Here is a 19056-nt window from a genome sequence, read left to right on the forward strand (position 1 = left end):
GGCCCGCCGGCCTGACCGGAATCGGTTCAAACCTCTGTCCGATTCGGGTCAGAACGCCACGCCGGCGCCCAGCACGGGGCCGTTCATGTGAAGCAGCGGGTCCCGCTGGTTCTGATAGGAGAAGTGACGGAAGCCGATCTCCGCCACCATCGGGTCGAGTCGGAAACACAGCAGCGCCCGGGCATCCATAAAGTAGCTGCCAGCGAAATTGTGACCCACTTGCCCGCTGGCTTTGGTCCAGAGCCAGCTCCCCAGTACGGGGCGGTCCCAGACGCCGGCAACAGTGGCGAAATTGACGTTGGCCCGGCCAATGCCTCGGTAGCCGGCGTGAACCTGGTATTCCCCCGAATCAGAGCGCCACTTGCCGAGCACGTCGTACATGGCCGTGTTGGGCAAGAAGTAGGGGCCACCGACGGGGTCTCGGTAATTGACGTAGGTCAGCGCGAAGTTCGTCACCTCACCCCCGACACCCCAGTTGCCGAACCACGCGGACGCCTGACCGTTCCAGGTGGGGCGAGAGAAGCCCCAATCGTAACTACCGGCTCCCGCCGTCAGCGGCAGCATCCAGTTTCCGGCCTGGAGTTCGATGCTGGGGCGCCATTGGGGACCGCCCGCGACGGGAGCAGGCTGGCTGGGAGCAGCGGTCGGCACGGGGGTGGGGACCGGAGTGGGCGCCGGCGTGGGGACCGCGGTGGGCACCGGCGTGGGGGCCGGTGTGGGCGCGATGGTCGGTCGCGGTGTGGGGGACGGGGTGGCGCTGGGGGCCTGAGTGGGGGCCGCGCTCGGAGCTTCCGTCGGCACCGGGGTGGGTTCCGGCGTCGGTTCCGGCGTGAACATGGTCAACGGCGGCAGGGTGGCACCCGGCTCCGGCGTCGTCAGGATGGGCGGCTCGAGCCAGCTGCCCTGTCCCTGAGGAAACTGTCCGTCATAGGTCAGGGTGTCCCCGAAACCACCGTACCAGAATCCCGAGGCGGCCAGCGCCTGCTGCAGAATGTAGACGTCATTGCCGCCCATCCCACAGCGCAGCGTGCGGCGATATCGCAGGCCTAGCGCCTTGCAGGTTTCCGGGCCGGTCACGCCGTCGACCTTGATGCCCCGAATCTGCTGGAGGTTCTTGATGGCACGCGTGGTGTAGGGGCCGTACAGGCCATCGAAATTCCAGTTGGCCCGCGAGCTTTCGCAATCGAAAGACGATAGGCCCTTCCATTCCGCCCTTGCCGTGGAGGCCACGCCCAACACGCTGACACCCGCGAGAAGGGCAGTGGCAGCGAGAATGCGCGGGTTCATAGGTCCTCCAGGAACGCGCATCGCCGCGACGTTCTGTTTTCCCATCGGGGCCTGCACGGCCGCCTGATACAGCCTGAGATCATACCTCACCCACCTGGCGCCGGCGCGTGTGTCCGTCACACCGACAGCACGTGGACGTCAAGACGACCCTGTGTTCCCATGGGCGTGGGAGACGCTGGGGAGGATATACGATGCTCACTCTGGACCTGCAGCAGCAAATCATCGACTGGCGTCGCGACTTTCACCGCCATCCGGAACTCGGCTTCCAGGAACATCGCACGGCAGCCCGTCTGGCCGAGATTCTGGCAGGGTTGCCGCACCTGGAAGTCGAGACGGGGGTGGCCCAGACCGGCCTGGTGGCTTTGTTGCGTGGCGCCCATCCCGGGCCGACCCTGTTGGTGCGCGCCGACATGGATGCCCTGCCCATTCACGAACTCCACGACAGCGAATTCCGTTCGACCCGTGATGGGGTGATGCACGCCTGCGGTCACGACGGCCACATGGCCATGCAACTGGGGGCGATTCACCACCTGGTGGCCTGTCGGGAGCAACTGCACGGTCAGGTGAAGTTCATTTTCCAGCCCGCCGAGGAGGGCCCCGGTGGCGCCAAGCCGATGATCGAGGCCGGAGTGCTGCGGAATCCGACGGTCGATGCCGCGATCGGGTTTCACATCTGGAACAGCCTGCCCGTCGGGCAGATCGGCATCGCGGAAGGCCCCGTCATGGCCAACACCGATGAGTTCGAGATCCTGGTGCAAGGGAAGGGGGGCCACGGTGCGGCGCCGCACCTGTCGGTGGACTCGATCGTGGTGGCGGCTCACCTGGTGACGGCCTTGCAATCGATCGTGTCGCGTGCGGTCGACCCGCTGGAACGTGCGGTGGTGACGGTAGGCAAGCTGGTGGCGGGCGATCGCCACAACATCATCGCCCACACCGCGCGCCTGAACGGCACGGCGCGCACCTTCTCCCCGGAAGTGGCCAAGTTGATTCCGGAGCGGGTGGCGGCGATCGCCGAGCACACCTGCAAGGCGTTCGGTGCCCAGTGTCATCTGCACTATCAGACCGTCTACCCGGCCACCGTCAACGACGGGGCCATGTGTCGGCGGGTCTGGGATTCGGCGGTCAAGGCCGTTGGTCCTGAGAACGTGGTGGTGGCGCGTCCCAGCATGGGCGGCGAGGACATGAGCTTTTTCCTGCAGGCCGTGCCTGGCTGCTTCTTCTTCATCGGCTCGGCGAACGCCGAAAAGGGCGTCGATGTGCCGCACCATCACCCCGAGTTTCGAATCGACGAGGATGCCCTGGCCGTCGGCACCCGCGTGATCGTGCAGGCCGTGCTCGATTTCCTCGCGCCCGTGTCTGCCGAGCCTGCCGCAGCGCGCTGACCCGAGGCTTCCTACCGCCGGACGCTGAAGGCTCCCTCGACCACCCAGCGCTGGGTGGTCAAGGCGAGGGCGCCCATGGGGCCCCAGGCGTGCAGGCGAGTCGTGCTGATGCCAATTTCAGCCCCCAGGCCCAACTCCCCCCCGTCATTGAAGCGGGTGCTGGCATTCACCATGACGGCCGAGGCCTGAACCTCCTGCACGAACCGAGCCGCCGCCATCTCATCCCGAGTCAGAATCGCCTCGGTGTGGCCCGAACCGTGGCGGGCGATGTAGGCGATCGCCCCCGCCACGCCATCCACCGCTTGCAACGTCAGGTCCAGGCTCAGCCATTCGTGCCCGCAATGCTGGTCGCCATCAGGCAGAATGCGGGGGTCGCGGGCCGCCAATTCTGACGAACCGTGCAGGGTGACGCCGGCCGACGACAAGGCATCGACCAGGGGTTTCAGCAGGCGGTCGAGGGCGGCGCGGTCGATCAGCAGGCCCTCCGTGGCATTACAAACGCCAGGGCGCTGGACCTTGGCGTTGAGCACGACGGGCAACGCCTCCGCCAGGTCGACCGTCCCGTCCACATAGGTGTGACAAACTCCCAAGGCGTGCGCCAGCACCGGGACGCGCGCCTTTTCCTCCACGGCCCGGATCAAGGAGGCCCCGCCGCGAGGAATCAGAAGGTCGATCACGCCGGCGGCATTCAACATCGCTTCGAACCAGGCCCGGTCGGGATCTTCGACCACCATGACGGCTGACTCAGGCAGGTCTGCCTCGCGCAGGGCGGCGCCCAGTAACGCCCCGAGGGCCGCCGCCGAGCGGGCGATTTCTCGTCCCGGGCGAAGCACGATGGCATTGCCCGCGAACACAGCCAACGCGGCGGCGTCGATCGTCACGTTGGGTCGCGCCTCGTAGATCATTCCGATCAGGCCCAACGGCGAGCGCACCCGTTTGAGACGAATGCCGGAGGGGCGAACGCCCATTTCCTCCGTGTGGGCGAGTGGGTCGGGCTGGGCGGCGATTTCCGCGACCGCCTGGCAAAGGCCCGCCAGGCGATTCGAGTCCAGGCGCAGTCGGTCCAGGCGCGCGTCGTCTGCCCCGGCTGCCTGGGCCTGCAGGAAATCCTCCCGGTTGGCCGCGAGCAGCGTCGACTCACCTGCCTGAAGTTCACGTTGCAGGGCCTTCAGAAAGGCCTGGCGCTGTGCCAGCGGGGCGATCGCCACGCGCCCTCCCGCTGCGCGCACCTCCCGCAGGAGGTCGATTCGGTTGCCGAGGTTCATCGGGCTTGCTCCTTGGGTCACGCGCGTCAGCCCTTCGGGTCGGCCGTTGGAGGCGCGGGGGGGGATTCCGTTTCGAGCACTTGCTTGAGCCGTTGCCACGTCTGTCCTGCCGCGCGCCACAGGCCCTGCGCCATTTCCGGCAGCTTCTCCTTGAACGAATTCACCACCTGATTGCGCACCTGCTCTCCCTCGGCGGACAGCAGCCATCCGAGGGTGGGGCCGGCCACGTCGCTCACGCGCAGACGCCCGTCTGCCAGCAGCGGCTGCAAGGCTCTCCAGAGGGGCTCGATCCGCGGTGGCGCCTCGCTGCCACTGGCTTCCCCGTCGCGAAACCAGTGCAGCAGCAGATTCTGCCAGGGACGGCCTTCCGGGCCCGTGGCCAGCTGAAAGAACGCCTTGACCAGCGGGGCAATGTTGAGATGCGGGTGCTCGGCCGCGATCGAGACGAGCCGGAGCACCCGACCGTCAAAGCTGCGCGGGTCTTTCTCCAGTTGTTCACCCAGCTGTTGAAACCAGCGTCGCCCCGCAGGACTCTTCAACAGGGTGGCGGCTCGCTCCACCAGAGGCTGCAGGGTCAGGCCTGGGGCGGTGAGCACCCATTCCAAGGTGTCGAGCAGGCGAGCTTGGGCTTCGGGGGACAGCGAACGCTCCGCGAAAATGGCATCCCAGCCCCCTTGTCCCGTGCGCTCGGCGTGAAGCTCCAGGTCCGCCGCACGCCACAGGGCGGGTAACTCCATCAGGCGCTGCAGGTTATCCAGGCCCTCTGGGGTTCGCAGGAAGTCGAACACGGGGAGCAGCAGGTCATCCCAGCTCCAGCTCGGGTCCGCTGCCGCAAGCGCCATGTAGACACCCACCTGGTCCCGGGCTTCGTTGTGAAGGGTGCCGCTACTCCGCCGCGCCAACTCCAGAAGCCCCTCGCGCACCCGGCGGCCTGCCGGTGAGGTCAGGTAGCGCAGGACAGCGGGGGCCACCTCCCCGAAGCGAAAGGTGGGCTCGCGGGAAGCGGCCCCGAATAGCCGGCTGAGGCGGTCCGGACGAAATTCGCCGGCGACGAAGAGTTCGTCCACCAGTTTTTCGCGAATGGAGGCCTTGGCGTCCGTCAGCAGGATCTTGGCCGCGTAGGGCCCGGCCACCTCCAGGAAGCGGAAGTCTGGCCATAACTGGTGAATGATGCCCTCCAGCGTGATGATGGTACGCAGGATGAAGGCGATCTTTTCCGGAATCCGGAACGGATACTCGTAGAGCACCCGGGAGACCGAGGCAAAAATCTCCTTGACCGTCAGGCGTTCACCGGTCTCGCCATATTGCGACTTGAAGATGTGCTCGGCGACCGGCACCAGCGCCGCGCGGTCGACCTTCGGGGAGAGAAATTCCAGCGCGATGAAATCCTCGACCAGGGCATCGTATTGCCGATGCACGGAGTGGAGAAAGACATCGACAATCTTTTCCTGCACGAAGGGTGACAGCTCCCCCACCATGCCGAAGTCGATGTAGACCAGCTGGCCCGCGCGGTCGACGAACAGGTTGCCGGGGTGCACGTCGGCGTGGAAAAAGCCGTCCTCCAGCAGTTGCTTGATGGTGGCCCGCACCCCGGTACGGACCACGTCCTGAAAGGAGAGGCCGGCGTCGCTCAGGGCCACCAGGTCGGTCGGCTTGAAACCGTCCACGTAAGCCATGGTCATCACGCGCGCGGTGGTGAGCGACCAGTGAATCTGCGGGGTGTCGACGCCGGGAAAATGTGCGAAGTTTTCCCGAAAACGGTCCGCAAAACGTCCCTCCTGGCGGTAGTCGGCCTGAATGTAGAGGCTCTGGCCGAATTCGTCGAGGATGGCGGTATACGGCATGCCTCGCCCCAGCAGGGGATGACGCTCCACAAACTCCGCCAACTGGCGCAGGATGGCCAGGTCCAGGGCCAGGACCGGCAGCAGTCCGGGGCGTTGGACCTTGACGACCACGTCTTCCCCCGTGGTTCGCAGGCGCGCCTTGTAGACCTGACCGATGCTGGCGGCGGCGATCGGATAAGGGTTGAAGACGGAGAAGAGCGAGGGGAGAGGGTGGCCCAGTTCCGCTTCGATGATCTGATGGGCCAACGCGGAGTCGAAGGGGGGTACCTGGTCCTGGAGCGAGGCCATGACCTCCACATAGGGCAGCGGAACCAGGTCTGGCCGGGTCGAGAGAACCTGACCGATCTTGATGAAGGTGGCGCCCAGTTCGACGAAGCGGTCCTTCAGCCAGCCTGCCCGTCGGCGTTGGCGCGCTTCCCGATGTGGGGCCGGAAAAAGCGAATCGAGCCAGAACCCACCGCAAAAATGAAGCAAGATTTGCAGCAGGCGGAGGCGACGTTGCCAGCCTGTGCGCCCTGCGGCAGCCAAGGCTTCCGCCAGCACGCCCGGATCGTACACGGCCACCGGGGATCCGTGCAGAGCATCAAGAGAAGCGAGGGAGGCAGGTTTCACACGAATCGGCGCGAGGCGAACGGGGGGCGAGCAGGGCGGGCCTCATGTTGCGCGATCGGGCGGGGAAAGTCCACGGCCTCACACCGCCGATCGCTGCTTGAAGGGCCCCCGACTGCCGAACGCGCTCCCGTGCTGACCTTGCGCTTCCGCGGACCCGCCCGGTCCGCCCGCAGGGAGCCGAGGGGGCCATTCGATTCGCTCGGGGCCGGATTCCCCTATAATAATCGGGCGGAGGGCAAGTCTTGTCGGAGTCCGTTCGTCCCTGGGCCGCGTGGAAGCGCGAGTTTCTGATGTTCTTCGGGTCGCTCAAGCTGGCCATTGGTCTGCTGTTGGCGATCGCCGCGGCGTCGATCATCGGAACGGTTCTGCCCCAGGACCGGGGCCCGGAGGTCATCACCGAAGCCGCTTTTCCGGCCTGGCTCAAGCTGGTCCTTCAGGCCCTCGACGCGCATGACGTCTACCATGCCGGCTGGTTCGTGGCCTTGCTGGCGTTGCTGTTCATCAACTTGGCGGTCTGCACCTATCTGCGCTTTCCGCCGACCTGGCGTCGCTACCGCCTGGCGCTCCCCCCGGCCCCGAGTCCCAGCGGCTTGATGGAGGTTCAACGCCTGAGCGCTCCCCCCACCCCGTTGTTCCTCGATATGCTGCGCAAGCGGGGCTGGCGGGTGCAGTCTCAGGGTGAAGAGATCGTCTTTGCCGAGAAAAACAAATTCGTGCGCCTGGCTCCCACCTTCATCCATCTGAGTCTGTTCCTCGTGATTGCGGGTGCCATCTGGGGGGGGCTGGGTGGCATGAAGAACAGCCTGCCGATCGCGGTGGGGGAGAGCGTCTCCTCGCGTCGGGTGGTGGAGTCAGCCTTCCAGCGGGGGCGTTGGCACCAGCCAGGGAAGGCGTTTGACCTGCGGCTGGATGCCTTTCGTTTGGCCTTCCGGCCCGGCGGGATGGTCAAGCAGTATTACTCCGAAGTTACCATCACCCCGGAGGAGGGGGGGCCGCCCCAGCAACGCACCCTCTGGGTCAACGAGCCGCTGATTCACGAGGGCGTGTATTTCTACCAGTCGTTCTGGGGGGTGGCCGGGCTGACCTACACCTTGGACGGGGTCACCTCGCGTCACTCGCTGGCACAGGCGAAGACCGGGGGGTACATGTCCAGGCCCTTTCGCTTGGGCTCCCAGGAAGTGATGTTGTTCTTGCGGTCTCTGGAGGAGCCCGCCGTGCTGGTCGAGACCGCCCAATTCCAGCCCGTGGTGCAAGTTTATCCCGGCGTGCCCGTTGAAATGGGCGGCCACCGCTTCGAGGTCGAGACCTATCACCTCTTCAGCGGCCTCGAGACCAAGACGGACCCGGGCATTCCGCTGGTCTATCTCGGTTGTGGCATGATGATTGTGGGGTTGGCCCTGCTTCCTTTTCGTCATTGTGAGGCGTGGGTCCGGCGGGATGACGACGGCTGGCTCCTCGGGGGCCGCACCCACCGCGGCCGGGTGATCCTGAGGCGCGAGTTGACGGCCCTGGCGGCGGGCTGGAATCGTCTGGCCGAGGCACCGGCCGAACAAGCGGGAGAGGGGGCTGCGGCGTGAACTGGCTTGAATTGGAACAAACGGCGGTTTCGCTGACCTTCATCGGGGGGTTGGTGGCCTTGGTGGCATTCGTGATTCACCTGGGAACCCGCCGGGAGCTGTTCAAGGCGATGGGGCAGGGTGGCATGCTCCTGGCGTTGCTCGCCTCGGGCACGACCCTGGTCGCCAGAGGCTTGATCGCCCAGCACGCCCCGTGGTCGAACCTGTGGGAAAGCATGGTCACCATGCTGTTCGTTTCACTGGTGTTCTATTTTGTCGTGGAGTTCTGGTACAAACCACGCTACTTCGGTGTGGTGGTGTCGCCTTTGGTGATGATTCTGATCGGAGGGGCCTCCATCCTGCCGCCCCACTTCAAGGGCGCCGCTCCCCTGATGCCGGCGCTGCAAAGCTACTGGATCAAGATTCACGTGCTGCTGGTACTTTCCAGTTATGCGGCCTTCACCATGTCGTTTGCGGCTGCGCTGGCCTACTTTTACTTCGCCTGGCGGCAGCGCCGGGAGGAGGCCTTGCTGCTGGCTCCGGTCCACGCCGGTGGGGAACCTGGTACGGGCGCGCCGGGCTCCGGTCGCTCCCGTCACGATGAGTCGCTGGTCTTTTTTGATGAACTGACTTACCGCCTGATCTTGATGGGCTTTCCTCTGCTGATGATCGGCATCATCACGGGCGCGATGTGGGCCAACGGCGCCTGGGGAACCTACTGGAGCTGGGACCCGAAAGAGACGTGGTCACTGATCACCTGGTTCGTGTACGCGGCCTATCTCCACGCCCGATTGTCACACGATTGGACGGGGCAGCGGGCCGCCGGATTGGCCGCACTGGGCTTCGTGTCGATGGTGGTGACCTACATCGGCGTCAACTACCTCAGCAGCGGCCTGCACTCCTACGGCTTCATTCGCTGAGCGGCGGCGCCACGGCGGCTTCCAGGCCCCTGTGAATCTGATCGAGCAAGCTCGTGAGCATCACGCGCCAGGGAGAAGGCCGCACCAGTGGTCCGAGCGGGCCGCTCGCGACCAGCGTGATGCGGTCAAATACCCAGGTGCTGCCGGGCCCCTCCGGTTCGAGTCGGCGCTGCCATTCCAGCCAGGTGATGCCAGGCCCCGTCAGTCGCTCGACCCAGAAAAACGGCGGTTTGGCCACGAGCACGCGGGCCTGCCAGGTGGGTTCTCCCCCCCATACGGGGCAGAGCTGGTAGGCCACACCCTCGCGCAGCAGCGCGTCGGGGCATTCGCCGCGCAGGGGTAAGCTGGTATGGGCGAGCCAAGCGGCGGGTTGTTCCAAGGTGGCCGCGAGGGCTGGGGCACTGGCGCTGACCAGGCTCACACGCGCGATTCGCTCCTCACCTCTGACCACCTGACCTTCCTGCTGTTCCTGCTGCCACGCCGTGGCCCAGGCCAACTTGTCGTCGGGGAGCTCGGCGGGATTCCCTCCCCCGAGCCAGCCGGGGGCGGGCAGCGCGTTGCGGGTGGCCCGACCAAGGCTGGCCAGCAGTTGGGCCAGACGCAAGGCGTCGGCGGGTCGGTACCAGGCTGTGAGCGCCCCCAGTCCTTGATGGAGATCCTTCCAAGCTCCCAGCCATCCTTCCGGGACCGGCAGTCCCGCGGCTTTCAGAGCCCTCCAGCGGGCCTCGTTCTGCTGGACCGCCCGGCTGAGCCAGGCCTGGCCCAGACGATGCAACTCAGGGTCGTCCAGGTGGGGCAGGGTCCGCTCTATCACGGCCTGTACGGCCACGTCCGACAGAAAGGCACGGGCCGCGTGGCCACGTTGACTCAACTGGGTCGTGAAGTCTGGCAAGCAGCGGGGCGCCTCAGGCACGCGAAAACAATGACCGAAAAACGCTCAAAGCGTAACAAAAGCGCCCTTTGTCGTCGAGTGATAGGGGGGGCATTCGTCCTTGCCACGCCGCCTTCCGCGGTGTACCTTTTGTGGTAGGCAAGCGGTATCGGCCTACGGGAACCGGGTAAAGGCTCGATGTTGCTTTTCCCAAGGTGAACGCCAAGCGGCCCTCCCTCGGAACATTGACTCGAGGAAAAGCCGCGTCGGCAGAACGTTGTCGCCATCGACGCAGGAGATCTTCGTGTCCGATCACGCTCATCACGCCGCTTCCCAGCCTGTGCCTCCCGGCACGGATGTGGCTGCCCTCGACCCGCACGTGCTCGAGCACGAGATCGCGAGCATTTTTCCGGCCATCACCGGATTCTCGACCGGGCTGATGTTGTTTGGCGCCGCTTCGACCTGGAACCAGCTAGCCTTCGGGCCGGCAGCCATTGCGTTGGGTTTCTCCATTCTGATCTGCGCCCTGATCGGCTGGTGGTGGGAACTCGTCCGCGACAACAAACTGGAAGAGAACAGCCTGATTGGAACGCCGGACGATGCCCGCCGGGGTCTCCGCATCGGCTTTGGCTTTTTCATTGGGTCGGAAGTGATGTTCTTCGCGGCCTTCTTCGCGTACTTTTTCTACGCGCGGAACATGGCCCCCGTCTGGCCACCTGAGGGTTTCGCCAAATTGCCCTGGGATATCGCGCTGGTCAACACCGCCTTGCTGGTGGTGAGTGGCTTCTTCTACATGCGCGGAGAGCACCACATTGAACACGGGCAAGGGGGGCGTTCCCTCAAGCACATGGTGATGGCGCTGCTGCTCGGCTTCATCTTCCTGGGGGTGCAAGCGCAGGAGTGGGCCCACCTCATCCACGAAGGCTTCACCGTGCAGTCCGGTCCGATGGGCACCGCCTTTTTCTTGCTGACCGGTTTCCACGGTTTCCACGTGATCATCGGGGCCATCTTCATCACGGTGGTGACTTTCCGCATCTGGTTTCAGCACTTCACCCCGCACAAGCACTTCGCCATGACCGCCGCCGGCTGGTACTGGCATTTCGTCGACGTCGTCTGGATCGGCCTCGTGGTGTGCGTGTACCTCTACGACTATGTTCGCGATTGGGGCCACCCTGCCGCGAAGGACGCTTCAGTTTCCCTGGATTCCCTGCTCGCCATCGCGGCCAGCCTGGTTTAACGGAGTAGTTTCCCATGCACGCTGACCACGCGCACCCTCCCTCGACTGCCACCACGCACGGCGCTGACCACGCCCATGGCGCGGACCACGGTCACGGTGGTGGGCATGCCAAACGCCACCCGGTGCTCGACTGGCTGATGACCACCGACCACAAGAAGATCGGGGTGCTGTATCTCTGGACTTCGTTCATCTTTTTTCTGATTGGTGGTGCGATGGCGATGGCCATTCGCGTGCAGTTGATGCACCCCAACAATCAGGCCCTGACGCCCGACTTTTACAACCAGATGATGACCATGCACGCCACGGTCATGATCTTTCTGGCCATCATTCCGGCCGTGACGGGTTTCGGTAACCTGGCGCTGCCTCTCCATCTGGGCGCTCGTGACGTGGCCTTCCCTCGCCTGAATGCGCTCGGCTTCTGGCTGGTGCCGGCCGGCGGCTTGGTGTTCCTCTCGAGCTTCTTCCTCGGGGGAGCCAGCGCGAACGGCTGGACGGCTTACCCTCCCCTGGCGAATCAGACCTATTCACCTGGAATGGGCGTTGACCTCTGGATTTTCGGGGTTCACCTGGTGGGCACCAGTTCCATCACTGGCGGTTTGAATTTCATTGTCACCATTTTCAACATGCGCGCCCCTGGGGTCACCTTCCACAAGATGAGCCTCTTCGCTTGGGGCTGGTTGGTGACGTCGTGGCTACAGGTCATCGCGACCCCCGTGCTGGCCGGCGCCGTGACGATGCTGCTGCTCGACCGCAACATCGGCACCAGTTTCTTCCGGGCTGAAGCGGGTGGTGATCCCATCCTCTTCCAGCATCTCTTCTGGTTCTACTCGCATCCGGCTGTCTACATCATGATCCTGCCGGTCTTCGGGATCGTGTCGCAAATCATCCCCGCGTTCTCCAAGAAGCGGATCTTTGGTTATCTTCCGATTGCCTACTCCTCGGTCGCTATCGGGCTGTTCGGTCTGGTGGTGTGGGCCCACCATATGTTTGCGACCGGCATCAACCCCTGGATTCTGACCGTGTTCATGATTCTGACCCTGTTGATCGCCGTGCCCACGGGCATCAAGATCTTCTCCTGGATTGCCACCATGTGGGGCGGCGTCGTGGAGTTCAAGACTCCCATGCTCTTTTGCATCGGTTTTGTCGCCTTCTTCACGATTGGCGGCCTGTCCGGGATCATGCAGGGGTCGATTCCGTTCGACATCCAGGTCTCCGGCACGTACTTCATCGTGGCTCACATCCACTACGTCCTGTTCGCCGGCTCTGCGGTTGGCCTCATTGCCGGTTTCTATTACTGGCTGCCCAAGATGACCGGACGGATGTACCACGAGGGTCTCGGACAGCTTCATTTCTGGCTGACGATGATCGCGATGAACGTGTGTTTCTTCCCCATGCACTTCCTGGGTTTGCAGGGAATGCCCCGCCGCGTGGCCTACTACGCGCCTCACTTCGAGAGCCTCAACCAGCTGATCAGCTACGCTGGCTTCGTGATGGGCGCAGCTCAATTGCTCATCATTGCGCAGGTGATTTACACGCTGAAGTATGGTCAGAAGGTCGGCAACGATCCCTGGAACCATCATCCGGACACCCGGACCTTCGAGTGGGACATCCCCTCTCCGCCCCCGGCTTACAACTTCGAAAAACTGCCCGTCGCACGCTAGGAGTCGCACCCACCCATGCATCATCCTCCCTCATCGTGGCCCTTGGGCAGGTTCGCTCTGCTCTTTCTCGCCGCCCTGTTTCCTCTCTGCTTCACCGGAGCTGCCATCGCGGCGCCCTTCGGTTACGTCGATTCGGTGACGGTCTTCGGTGACATCAACAACTCCCTCTACCAACTCATGATGTGGATCTGTATCGGCATCCTGGTGGTGGTGGAAGTCGCGCTGGTCTATGCCCTGGTCAAGTTTCGCAAGAAGCCTGGTGAGAATCGGGAGCCGGCCTCCTGGTCGCACAACACGACGCTGGAAGTGGTCTGGACCATCATCCCCTTTGTGTTGCTGATCATCATCTGTGTGCCGACCTTTCAGGGTCTGATGTACATGGCCAACCTGCCCAAGAAGCCGGACCTGGTGCTTGAAGTGGTGGGGCGTCAGTTTTTCTGGGAGTATCGCTACCCCGAGCTGAACGCCACGTTCTCTTCCACCATGCGGACGGAGGCGGTGTCCAAGATTCAGAAGGGCACTAAGGAGTGGGATGATATCGCGCTCTACATTCCCACGGGTCGGAAGATTCTGGTGAAGTTCACGGCCGCTGACGTGATTCACTCCTGGTGGGTGCCGGCATTTGGCATGCAGCAGATGACCACGCCGGGCAACTTGGTCCAGTTTCCTTTGGAAGTCAAGCAAACGGGTAGCTGGGAAGGTGCCTGCGCTTACCTGTGCGGGGCGTTCCACGGCGCCATGGACATCAAGGTCAAGGGCGTGGACGCTCCCACCTTTGATGCGTGGGTGGCGGCGCACAAGGCGCCTTCTGCGATCGAGCCATTCGAGTCGGTCGGGAAGATCGGGGCCGTCTTCAAGAAACCGGCGCTGCCTGCCCACGGGGCTGGCGAACCCGCCGCGGGTGAACACGCCGCGGGTGAACACGCCGTCCCGGCCTCCGCGGCCCCTGCTGCGGCTCCGTCTGCGGTGACCGAGGCTCCCGCGGCGCCCGTCGATACCGCCGCTTTGGTCAAGGCTGGCGAGGCCGTTTACACCTCTCGTTGCGCGGGTTGCCATCAGCCGGCCGGGACGGGCATGGCCCCGATGTTCCCGCCGTTGGCGGGGGCTGAACAGGTCAACGGCTCCGATGATGAGGTGATCGACATCTTGCTCAAGGGCAAGGTGGGTCCGATGACCGTCAAGGGGACCCAGTACAACGGGCAGATGCCTGCCTTTGGCGGACAACTCTCGGACACCGAGATTGCTGCCGTTATCTCCTTCGTGAGAAGCAGTTGGGGGAACACGGCGAAGCCGATCACTCCCGACCAGGTCAAGGCCCGGCGTTGATTCGCCTCCCGCCCGCGGCCTCGGCCGCGGGCGTTGTGTTTAACCGAGTGGAATTCCCATGGCACTACCTCCAGACCCCTATGACCCTGAAGTGGCTCGGCGCAACCGACGCCTGGGGCTCGCCATTTTCGGCGTTGTGTTGTTCGTCATGTATCTGACCTATCTTCAGCGGGCGGCTTTGTTCCACACGCTGTTCAAGGTGGGGTGATCCCATGGTTTCCACATTCTTCTCTCGTTTCTTTCCCTTTGTGTGCCTGGCCGTCGGGCTGATCATCACCCAAATGGTGTTGGGTTCGACGGTTCGTGCCACGGGGGCTGGCATGGGCTGTCCTGACTGGCCGCTCTGTCACGGCAATTTCTGGCCGGCCATGAATTTCGAGTCGATTTTGGAGTACGCTCATCGCGCGGTGGGCGCACTGGTGTCGCTCACCTTGCTGGTGGGTAGCGCCTGGGTGCTGCGCTCTGCGCCGCTGCGTGCGGAATTGGGGCGTCTGGTCGCCTTTGGACTGCTGCTGTTGGTGGCAATCGTCTCCTTCGGGGCCGTGACGGTGGCCTATGACATGCCTCCCGCGGTCGTCGCCACGCACCTGGAACTGGCGGCGTTGCTGCTGATCACCTGGGTCACGATCCTGCTTCGGACGCGAGCCCAACTGCGGGGGCCGGAGGAACTGCCCCGGGCCGGCTTCTATCTGTTTTTGCTTCCCGTGGCCCTCGGGGCGGTGTTTTTTCAACTGTTTCTCGGGGCCATGGTGTCGGTTTCGCATTCCGGGGTGGCCTGTCCGGACTTTCCTACGTGCTACGGGATGTGGCTGCCACCCCTGGTGGGCAATGTGGGGATTCAGGTCATCCACCGCCTGGGGGCCGTGACGGTCGCTTCGGTTCTGATGCTCACGCTGTTGGCTGTCGAGTGGCAGGCTGGTGAGCGTGTCAGGAGTTGGATGCGCCTGTCCGCCGGTTTACTGGTGGCGCAAATTGGCCTGGGGGCTGCAACGGTTCTGTGGGAGATTCCTCCAGCCCTCTCAGTGGCTCACCTGGTCACGGGGCTTTCCCTCTTCCTGTGCGTCTTCCTGGCCAATTACCAGGCCTATCCCGTTCTCTGGGGCCGGCCACGCCCGGCATCCGAAGCGGTCTCGGCGGAGCGGCCTGCTCGCCGCATCCAGTGGCGCGCTTATTACCAGCTGACCAAACCCACCATTGTCATGTTGGTGGTGCTGACGGGTTTGCCCGCATTGCTGATTGCCACGCCTGGTGCGCTCGACTTCGGTCTTGCCTGTGCCGCTTTGCTGGGGACGGCCGGTTGCGCGGCTTCCGCGGCGGTCTTCAATCAGTACTTCGAGCGGGAACGTGACAAGCAGATGGCCCGGACCGCGGCCCGCCCCATCCCGAGCGGTCTGGTTTCGCCCCGTTCAGCTTTGGTCTTTGCGCTTGGCTTGGGGCTGGTTTCGTCCGCCGTGTTGCTGGTCTTCACGCACTGGCTGGCCACGGCGATCGCCGTGGGGAGCTTGTTGTTTTACGGCTTCTTCTACACCTTGGTGCTGAAGGGGACCTCCCCTCAGAACATTGTGATCGGAGGGGCTGCGGGCGCCAGTGCGCCGCTGATTTGCTGGGCCGCTGTGACCGGGGAGGTGGGTTGGCCGGCCTGGGTCATGTTTGCCATCATTTTCTTCTGGACGCCACCCCACTTCTGGGCGCTGGCCATCTTTCGCCTGGACGATTATGTGGCGGCCAAGGTGCCGATGTTTCCGGTGGTTTATGGCGTGCCCGCAACCACTCGCTGGATTCTGATCTACACCTTGGTGCTGGTGCCGCTGTCGCTCTTTCTGGTTCCGCTCGGAGCGGCCGGTCCTGTGTATTTCTTCTCTGCTGTCCTGCTTGGCCTGGGATTCTTGCTGCTGGCTGGTCGCGTCTTGATGACCGAGTCCAAGCGGGATGCCACCAAGTTGTTCGCCTATTCCATCGTGTACACCCTGGTCCTGTTCTCTTGCCTGACTTTGGATGCCGCGTTGGGAGGGCCTGAGTTCGCTACGAACTTGCTCGCGAGGCATTGAGCCATGGATCGCCAGTCGCCCAGTACCCCTGATGAGGATCCGACCGGGATCTCTCCGGCGCAGCCAGTCTCCCAGGACGCGGAGACCGATGCGAGGCTGTCCTCCAGGCACCGCCGCCTCACCATGCTGGTGCTGGCGGTGGTGGCCGTGACCGGCATCTTGCCCTGGGTTTACGCGCCCCTGTATCGGAAGGTGTGCGGTGTGCTGGGAATTCCAACCGCCAGAGAACAGAACCCGGCCGCGGTCCTTGCGCGCATCGCGCGCGAAGGGATCGGGAAAGAGCGGGCTGATGAGCAAACCTCTTTGGTGAACTTCATGGGCGTGAGTGGGCAGTTGCCCATCGACATCCGTCCCCTCGAGCGGCGCATGTGGGTCAAGACCGGTGATGTGGCGGTGGTCCGCTACCGTCTCACCAACCTCACGCAGCGCGACCTGGATTACCGGGCGGTTCACATGGTGGTGCCGAAAGAAGACAGCTCGTTTGAACTGATCAAGTGTTTTTGCGATGAGCACCGCATTCTCAAGGCCGGAATCAGCGAGGATCTTCCGCTGGTGTTTCGACTTTCCAAGGCTGTTCCGGGAGATGCCGGCTTGACCATCAATTACACGATTTTCGATTACGATCCGCTCAAGAACAAACCCCCGAGTTTGGCTCCCAAAGTCAGCAGTCTCTCCGCTTCCTGAGGGCGGCGGTTGAACGTTTCGCAGGGTGGGATCCCCGGTGAACGTCCATGGATTTTCCTTACTTCGAGTTTCCGTTGGTGGGCAATCGCTACTTGATTGCCTTCATCGCCACCTTGCATGTGCTGGTCAATCACAGCGCTGCCATTGGCGGCTCCTTGCTGGTGGTGCTGGCTGAGCGTGAAGCCATCCGGCTTGGTAGCTCCGATTGGGATGACTTGGCCTACCGGCTGGCTCGTCTGTTCTTCCTTCTGACCACCACGGTCGGGGCCCTGTCGGGCGTTGGAATCTGGTTCTCCGTCATGGTGGCGGCACCCGCCGGCATTGCGGCGATGTTGCATATCTTTTTCTGGGCCTGGTTTGTGGAATGGTTCGTGTTCATTGCCGAAGTGGCCATGGTCCTGGGGTACTTTCTCTCGTGGCGAACGTTCAGCGACCGACGCCGGCACCTCCAACTGGGCTGGGCCTATGTGCTGACCTCGTTCCTGACGTTGGCCATCATCACGGGAATTCTGGGAGCGATGTTGACACCGGGGGCCTGGCTCTCTGAGCGCGCCTTCTGGGGGGCTTTTTTCAATCCGAGTTATGGGCCACAACTGGTGTTCCGCACGGGACTGGCCCTGGCGCTGGCGGGCTGTCTCGGCTTGCTGCTGATGCGCTGGGTGGCGCCACCTTCCCTGCTGGTGCCCTTCCAGCGCTTGTGTGGGCGCTTTCTGCTCGCGGCGGTGCCCCTCATGGGGCTGGGCGGTTGTTGGTACCTGATGGTGTTGCCGGACCGGATGCGCGCGCTCTTGCCGACCGCCTTGATGACCACCCGCTTCGCGGACTGGAGTGCCCTGGCTGGTGTGCTGCACGCCCTGGTTTGCCTCGCCTTGTTCGGGCTTGGCTTGGCCTGCCTGCGCCTCGGCCGTGCGGCGCCACGGGCGGTGGTGTGGCTGACGGGGTTTGCCCTCGTGATGTTGCTCGGACATTTCGAGCGGGCCCGAGAATTCGTGCGGAAGCCATTTCTCATCCCTGGTTACATGTATGCCAACGGGATTCGGGTGGCGGACGTGCCACGCCTCAATCGGGAAGGTCTGTTGACCCATACCCGCTGGACCGGCATCAAGCGCCCTGAGCCAGGTCAGGAGAGGGCGGCGGGGCAGGCTTTGTTCCGTTTGCAGTGCGCCAGCTGTCACACGGTGGCGGGGCCGAACGGATTGGCTGTGCGACTGTCAGGGCAATCCCCTCAGGGGATTCACGCGTTTCTGGGGGTGCAGCATCAGGTTCATCCTTTCATGCCGCCGTTTGTCGGGACCGAGGCCGAGAAACATGCCCTTGCAGGGTACCTCTCCTCCTTGCGGCAATCGCCGGAGCGCGATGCCCGAGTGCCCGGGAGGACGCTCCCGTGATGATTCCAGCCATCGATCTGCCCTCGCCGTTGCCCCTGCCCATCGGCAAGGTTGCGCTGGTCGGCGCATTCTTGCTGCACATCGTCTTCGTCAACCTGATGCTGGGGGGAACACTGCTGGCGTTGTCGGCGCACTTCGTCGGTCGTCGTGATGCCTTGTTTTTACGTTTCGCTGGTCTGCTGATGGACACCGTCACGGTTCACAAGAGCGTGGCCGTGGTGCTCGGCATCGGTCCCTTGCTGCTGATCAGCGTGGTCTACCCGGTGGCCTTCTATTCCAGCAGTGCCCTGATCGCGCCGGCTTGGCTGTCAGTGCTCTGGCTGGTCACGCTGGCGTTCGCGCTGCTGTATGCCTATAAATTTGGCTGGGATGGCTGGATGCACCGGCATCCGGGCTGGCACGCCACCGTGGGGGGCTTGGCGGCGTTGACGCTGTTGGCGATTCCCTTCATCTACCTGACCAACACGCAGTTGATGTTGGATGCGGCCGCCATGGCCCGTCGGCCCGGTTTCTTCGAGGCGCTGTGGAGCGTCGGGAACGTGTTGCCACGCTATTTCCATTTCCTGCTGGCCAGTCTGGCGATCGCCGGGCTGTGGGTCATGGGGTGGTGGGGACGCGCCGGTTCGGTGCTCTCTGGAGAGGATCGCGCGCGTGTGGTGCGGTTCGGGGGACAATGGGCGATCGCCACCACGGCGCTTCAGTTCCTGGCAGGCCCGCTGGTGCTTTTCACGCTCCCTCGGGGCGCTCTGACTGCACCGGCCGTGCTGGTCTTGGCCGTCGGTATCGTGGCGGCGCTTGGGGCACTGTTTTCCTTGCTCGATACCCTGCGTGGGCAAAACCGTTACCGGCTCGCGTTGGCATTGCTGCTGCTCACGCTGCTCTGTATGGGCACCGCACGGCACCTGATCCGGGAGTCCCTGTTGGGGCATCCCGTGGTCAGTGGAGACCCCATCGGGTCCACCTTCGCCTGAGGCG

15 protein-coding genes are annotated in these 19056 nt (G+C 63.9%); 11 read left to right on the top strand and 4 right to left on the bottom strand.

The features are described 5' to 3' along the window. Positions 1-48: 48 nt before the first annotated feature. On the bottom strand, positions 49-1287 hold the full coding sequence (locus VKP62_02720) for a peptidoglycan-binding protein (protein ID MEB3196094.1): 1239 nt from the start codon (positions 1285-1287) through the stop codon (positions 49-51). Between the two features lie 191 nt (positions 1288-1478). Here VKP62_02720 and VKP62_02725 point away from each other — a divergent pair, with 191 nt between their 5' ends. After that, complete coding sequence (locus VKP62_02725) at positions 1479-2669, top strand: amidohydrolase (protein MEB3196095.1); 1191 nt, start codon at positions 1479-1481, stop codon at positions 2667-2669. A gap of 11 nt (positions 2670-2680) precedes the next feature. Here the strand turns inward: VKP62_02725 and VKP62_02730 are convergent, their stop codons facing one another. Beyond that, positions 2681-3934, bottom strand: coding sequence for a glutamate-5-semialdehyde dehydrogenase (locus VKP62_02730; protein ID MEB3196096.1), 1254 nt, complete (start codon positions 3932-3934; stop codon positions 2681-2683). A 26-nt stretch (positions 3935-3960) separates the two neighbouring features. After that, complete coding sequence (locus tag VKP62_02735; GenBank protein MEB3196097.1) at positions 3961-6342, bottom strand: AarF/ABC1/UbiB kinase family protein; 2382 nt, start codon at positions 6340-6342, stop codon at positions 3961-3963. Positions 6343-6632: 290 nt separating this feature from the next. On the opposite strand from VKP62_02735, the gene VKP62_02740 reads away from it, so the two are divergent. Both VKP62_02740 and ccsB read left to right on the top strand, forming a co-directional pair. After that, positions 6633-7967 (top strand): cytochrome c biogenesis protein ResB, encoded by a 1335-nt coding sequence (locus tag VKP62_02740; protein ID MEB3196098.1) that lies wholly within the window; start codon positions 6633-6635, stop codon positions 7965-7967. Further along, complete coding sequence (gene ccsB / locus VKP62_02745; protein ID MEB3196099.1) at positions 7964-8866, top strand: c-type cytochrome biogenesis protein CcsB; 903 nt, start codon at positions 7964-7966, stop codon at positions 8864-8866. The genes VKP62_02740 and ccsB overlap by 4 nt, the downstream gene beginning before the upstream one ends. Here the strand turns inward: ccsB and VKP62_02750 are convergent. Continuing rightward, positions 8856-9758 carry a hypothetical protein gene (locus VKP62_02750; protein MEB3196100.1) on the bottom strand — a complete coding sequence of 301 codons (903 nt, stop codon included), beginning with the start codon at positions 9756-9758 and terminating at the stop codon, positions 8856-8858. The two genes, ccsB and VKP62_02750, sit on opposite strands and share 11 nt — an antisense overlap. Before the next feature lie 283 nt (positions 9759-10041). Between VKP62_02750 and VKP62_02755 the strand changes: the two genes are divergently transcribed. Genes VKP62_02755 through VKP62_02790 form a run of 8 tightly spaced genes read left to right on the top strand, consistent with a single transcriptional unit; the run spans position 10042 to position 19052 of the window. Further along, on the top strand, positions 10042-10974 hold the full coding sequence (locus VKP62_02755) for a cytochrome c oxidase subunit 3 (protein ID MEB3196101.1): 933 nt from the start codon (positions 10042-10044) through the stop codon (positions 10972-10974). Positions 10975-10988: 14 nt separating this feature from the next. Then, the gene (gene ctaD, locus VKP62_02760) at positions 10989-12635 is read left to right on the top strand and encodes a cytochrome c oxidase subunit I (GenBank protein ID MEB3196102.1); all 1647 of its coding nucleotides are present in this window, start codon (positions 10989-10991) and stop codon (positions 12633-12635) included. A gap of 15 nt (positions 12636-12650) precedes the next feature. Beyond that, entirely contained in the window at positions 12651-13961 is a 1311-nt protein-coding gene (coxB, locus tag VKP62_02765; GenBank protein MEB3196103.1) for a cytochrome c oxidase subunit II, read from the top strand. 58 nt (positions 13962-14019) lie between these two features. Continuing rightward, a complete protein-coding gene (locus VKP62_02770; protein MEB3196104.1) occupies positions 14020-14169 on the top strand; it encodes a hypothetical protein in 150 nt (49 codons plus the stop codon). A gap of 4 nt (positions 14170-14173) precedes the next feature. After that, positions 14174-16009, top strand: coding sequence for a heme o synthase (locus tag VKP62_02775; GenBank protein ID MEB3196105.1), 1836 nt, complete (start codon positions 14174-14176; stop codon positions 16007-16009). Positions 16010-16012: 3 nt separating this feature from the next. Next, a complete protein-coding gene (locus VKP62_02780) occupies positions 16013-16693 on the top strand; it encodes a cytochrome c oxidase assembly protein (protein ID MEB3196106.1) in 681 nt (226 codons plus the stop codon). Between the two features lie 47 nt (positions 16694-16740). Continuing rightward, positions 16741-18081, top strand: a complete 1341-nt coding sequence (locus VKP62_02785) for a cytochrome c (GenBank protein ID MEB3196107.1) — start codon at positions 16741-16743, stop codon at positions 18079-18081. Then, positions 18078-19052, top strand: a complete 975-nt coding sequence (locus tag VKP62_02790; protein ID MEB3196108.1) for a hypothetical protein — start codon at positions 18078-18080, stop codon at positions 19050-19052. The genes VKP62_02785 and VKP62_02790 overlap by 4 nt, the downstream gene beginning before the upstream one ends. Positions 19053-19056: the final 4 nt, after the last annotated feature.

The sequence above is a fragment of the Candidatus Sericytochromatia bacterium genome, from assembly GCA_035285325.1.
In the GTDB taxonomy this organism is placed as follows: domain Bacteria; phylum Cyanobacteriota; class Sericytochromatia; order S15B-MN24; family JAQBPE01; genus JAYKJB01.

Coding starts and splice junctions, on each gene's coding strand:
- VKP62_02720 (MEB3196094.1), bottom strand. CDS start 1,287: ATGAACCCGCGCATTCTCGCTGCCACTGCCCTTCTCGCGGGTGTCAGC.
- VKP62_02725 (MEB3196095.1), top strand. CDS start 1,479: ATGCTCACTCTGGACCTGCAGCAGCAAATCATCGACTGGCGTCGCGAC.
- VKP62_02730 (MEB3196096.1), bottom strand. CDS start 3,934: ATGAACCTCGGCAACCGAATCGACCTCCTGCGGGAGGTGCGCGCAGCG.
- ctaD (MEB3196102.1), top strand. CDS start 10,989: ATGCACGCTGACCACGCGCACCCTCCCTCGACTGCCACCACGCACGGC.
- coxB (MEB3196103.1), top strand. CDS start 12,651: ATGCATCATCCTCCCTCATCGTGGCCCTTGGGCAGGTTCGCTCTGCTC.
- VKP62_02770 (MEB3196104.1), top strand. CDS start 14,020: ATGGCACTACCTCCAGACCCCTATGACCCTGAAGTGGCTCGGCGCAAC.
- VKP62_02775 (MEB3196105.1), top strand. CDS start 14,174: ATGGTTTCCACATTCTTCTCTCGTTTCTTTCCCTTTGTGTGCCTGGCC.
- VKP62_02780 (MEB3196106.1), top strand. CDS start 16,013: ATGGATCGCCAGTCGCCCAGTACCCCTGATGAGGATCCGACCGGGATC.
- VKP62_02785 (MEB3196107.1), top strand. CDS start 16,741: ATGGATTTTCCTTACTTCGAGTTTCCGTTGGTGGGCAATCGCTACTTG.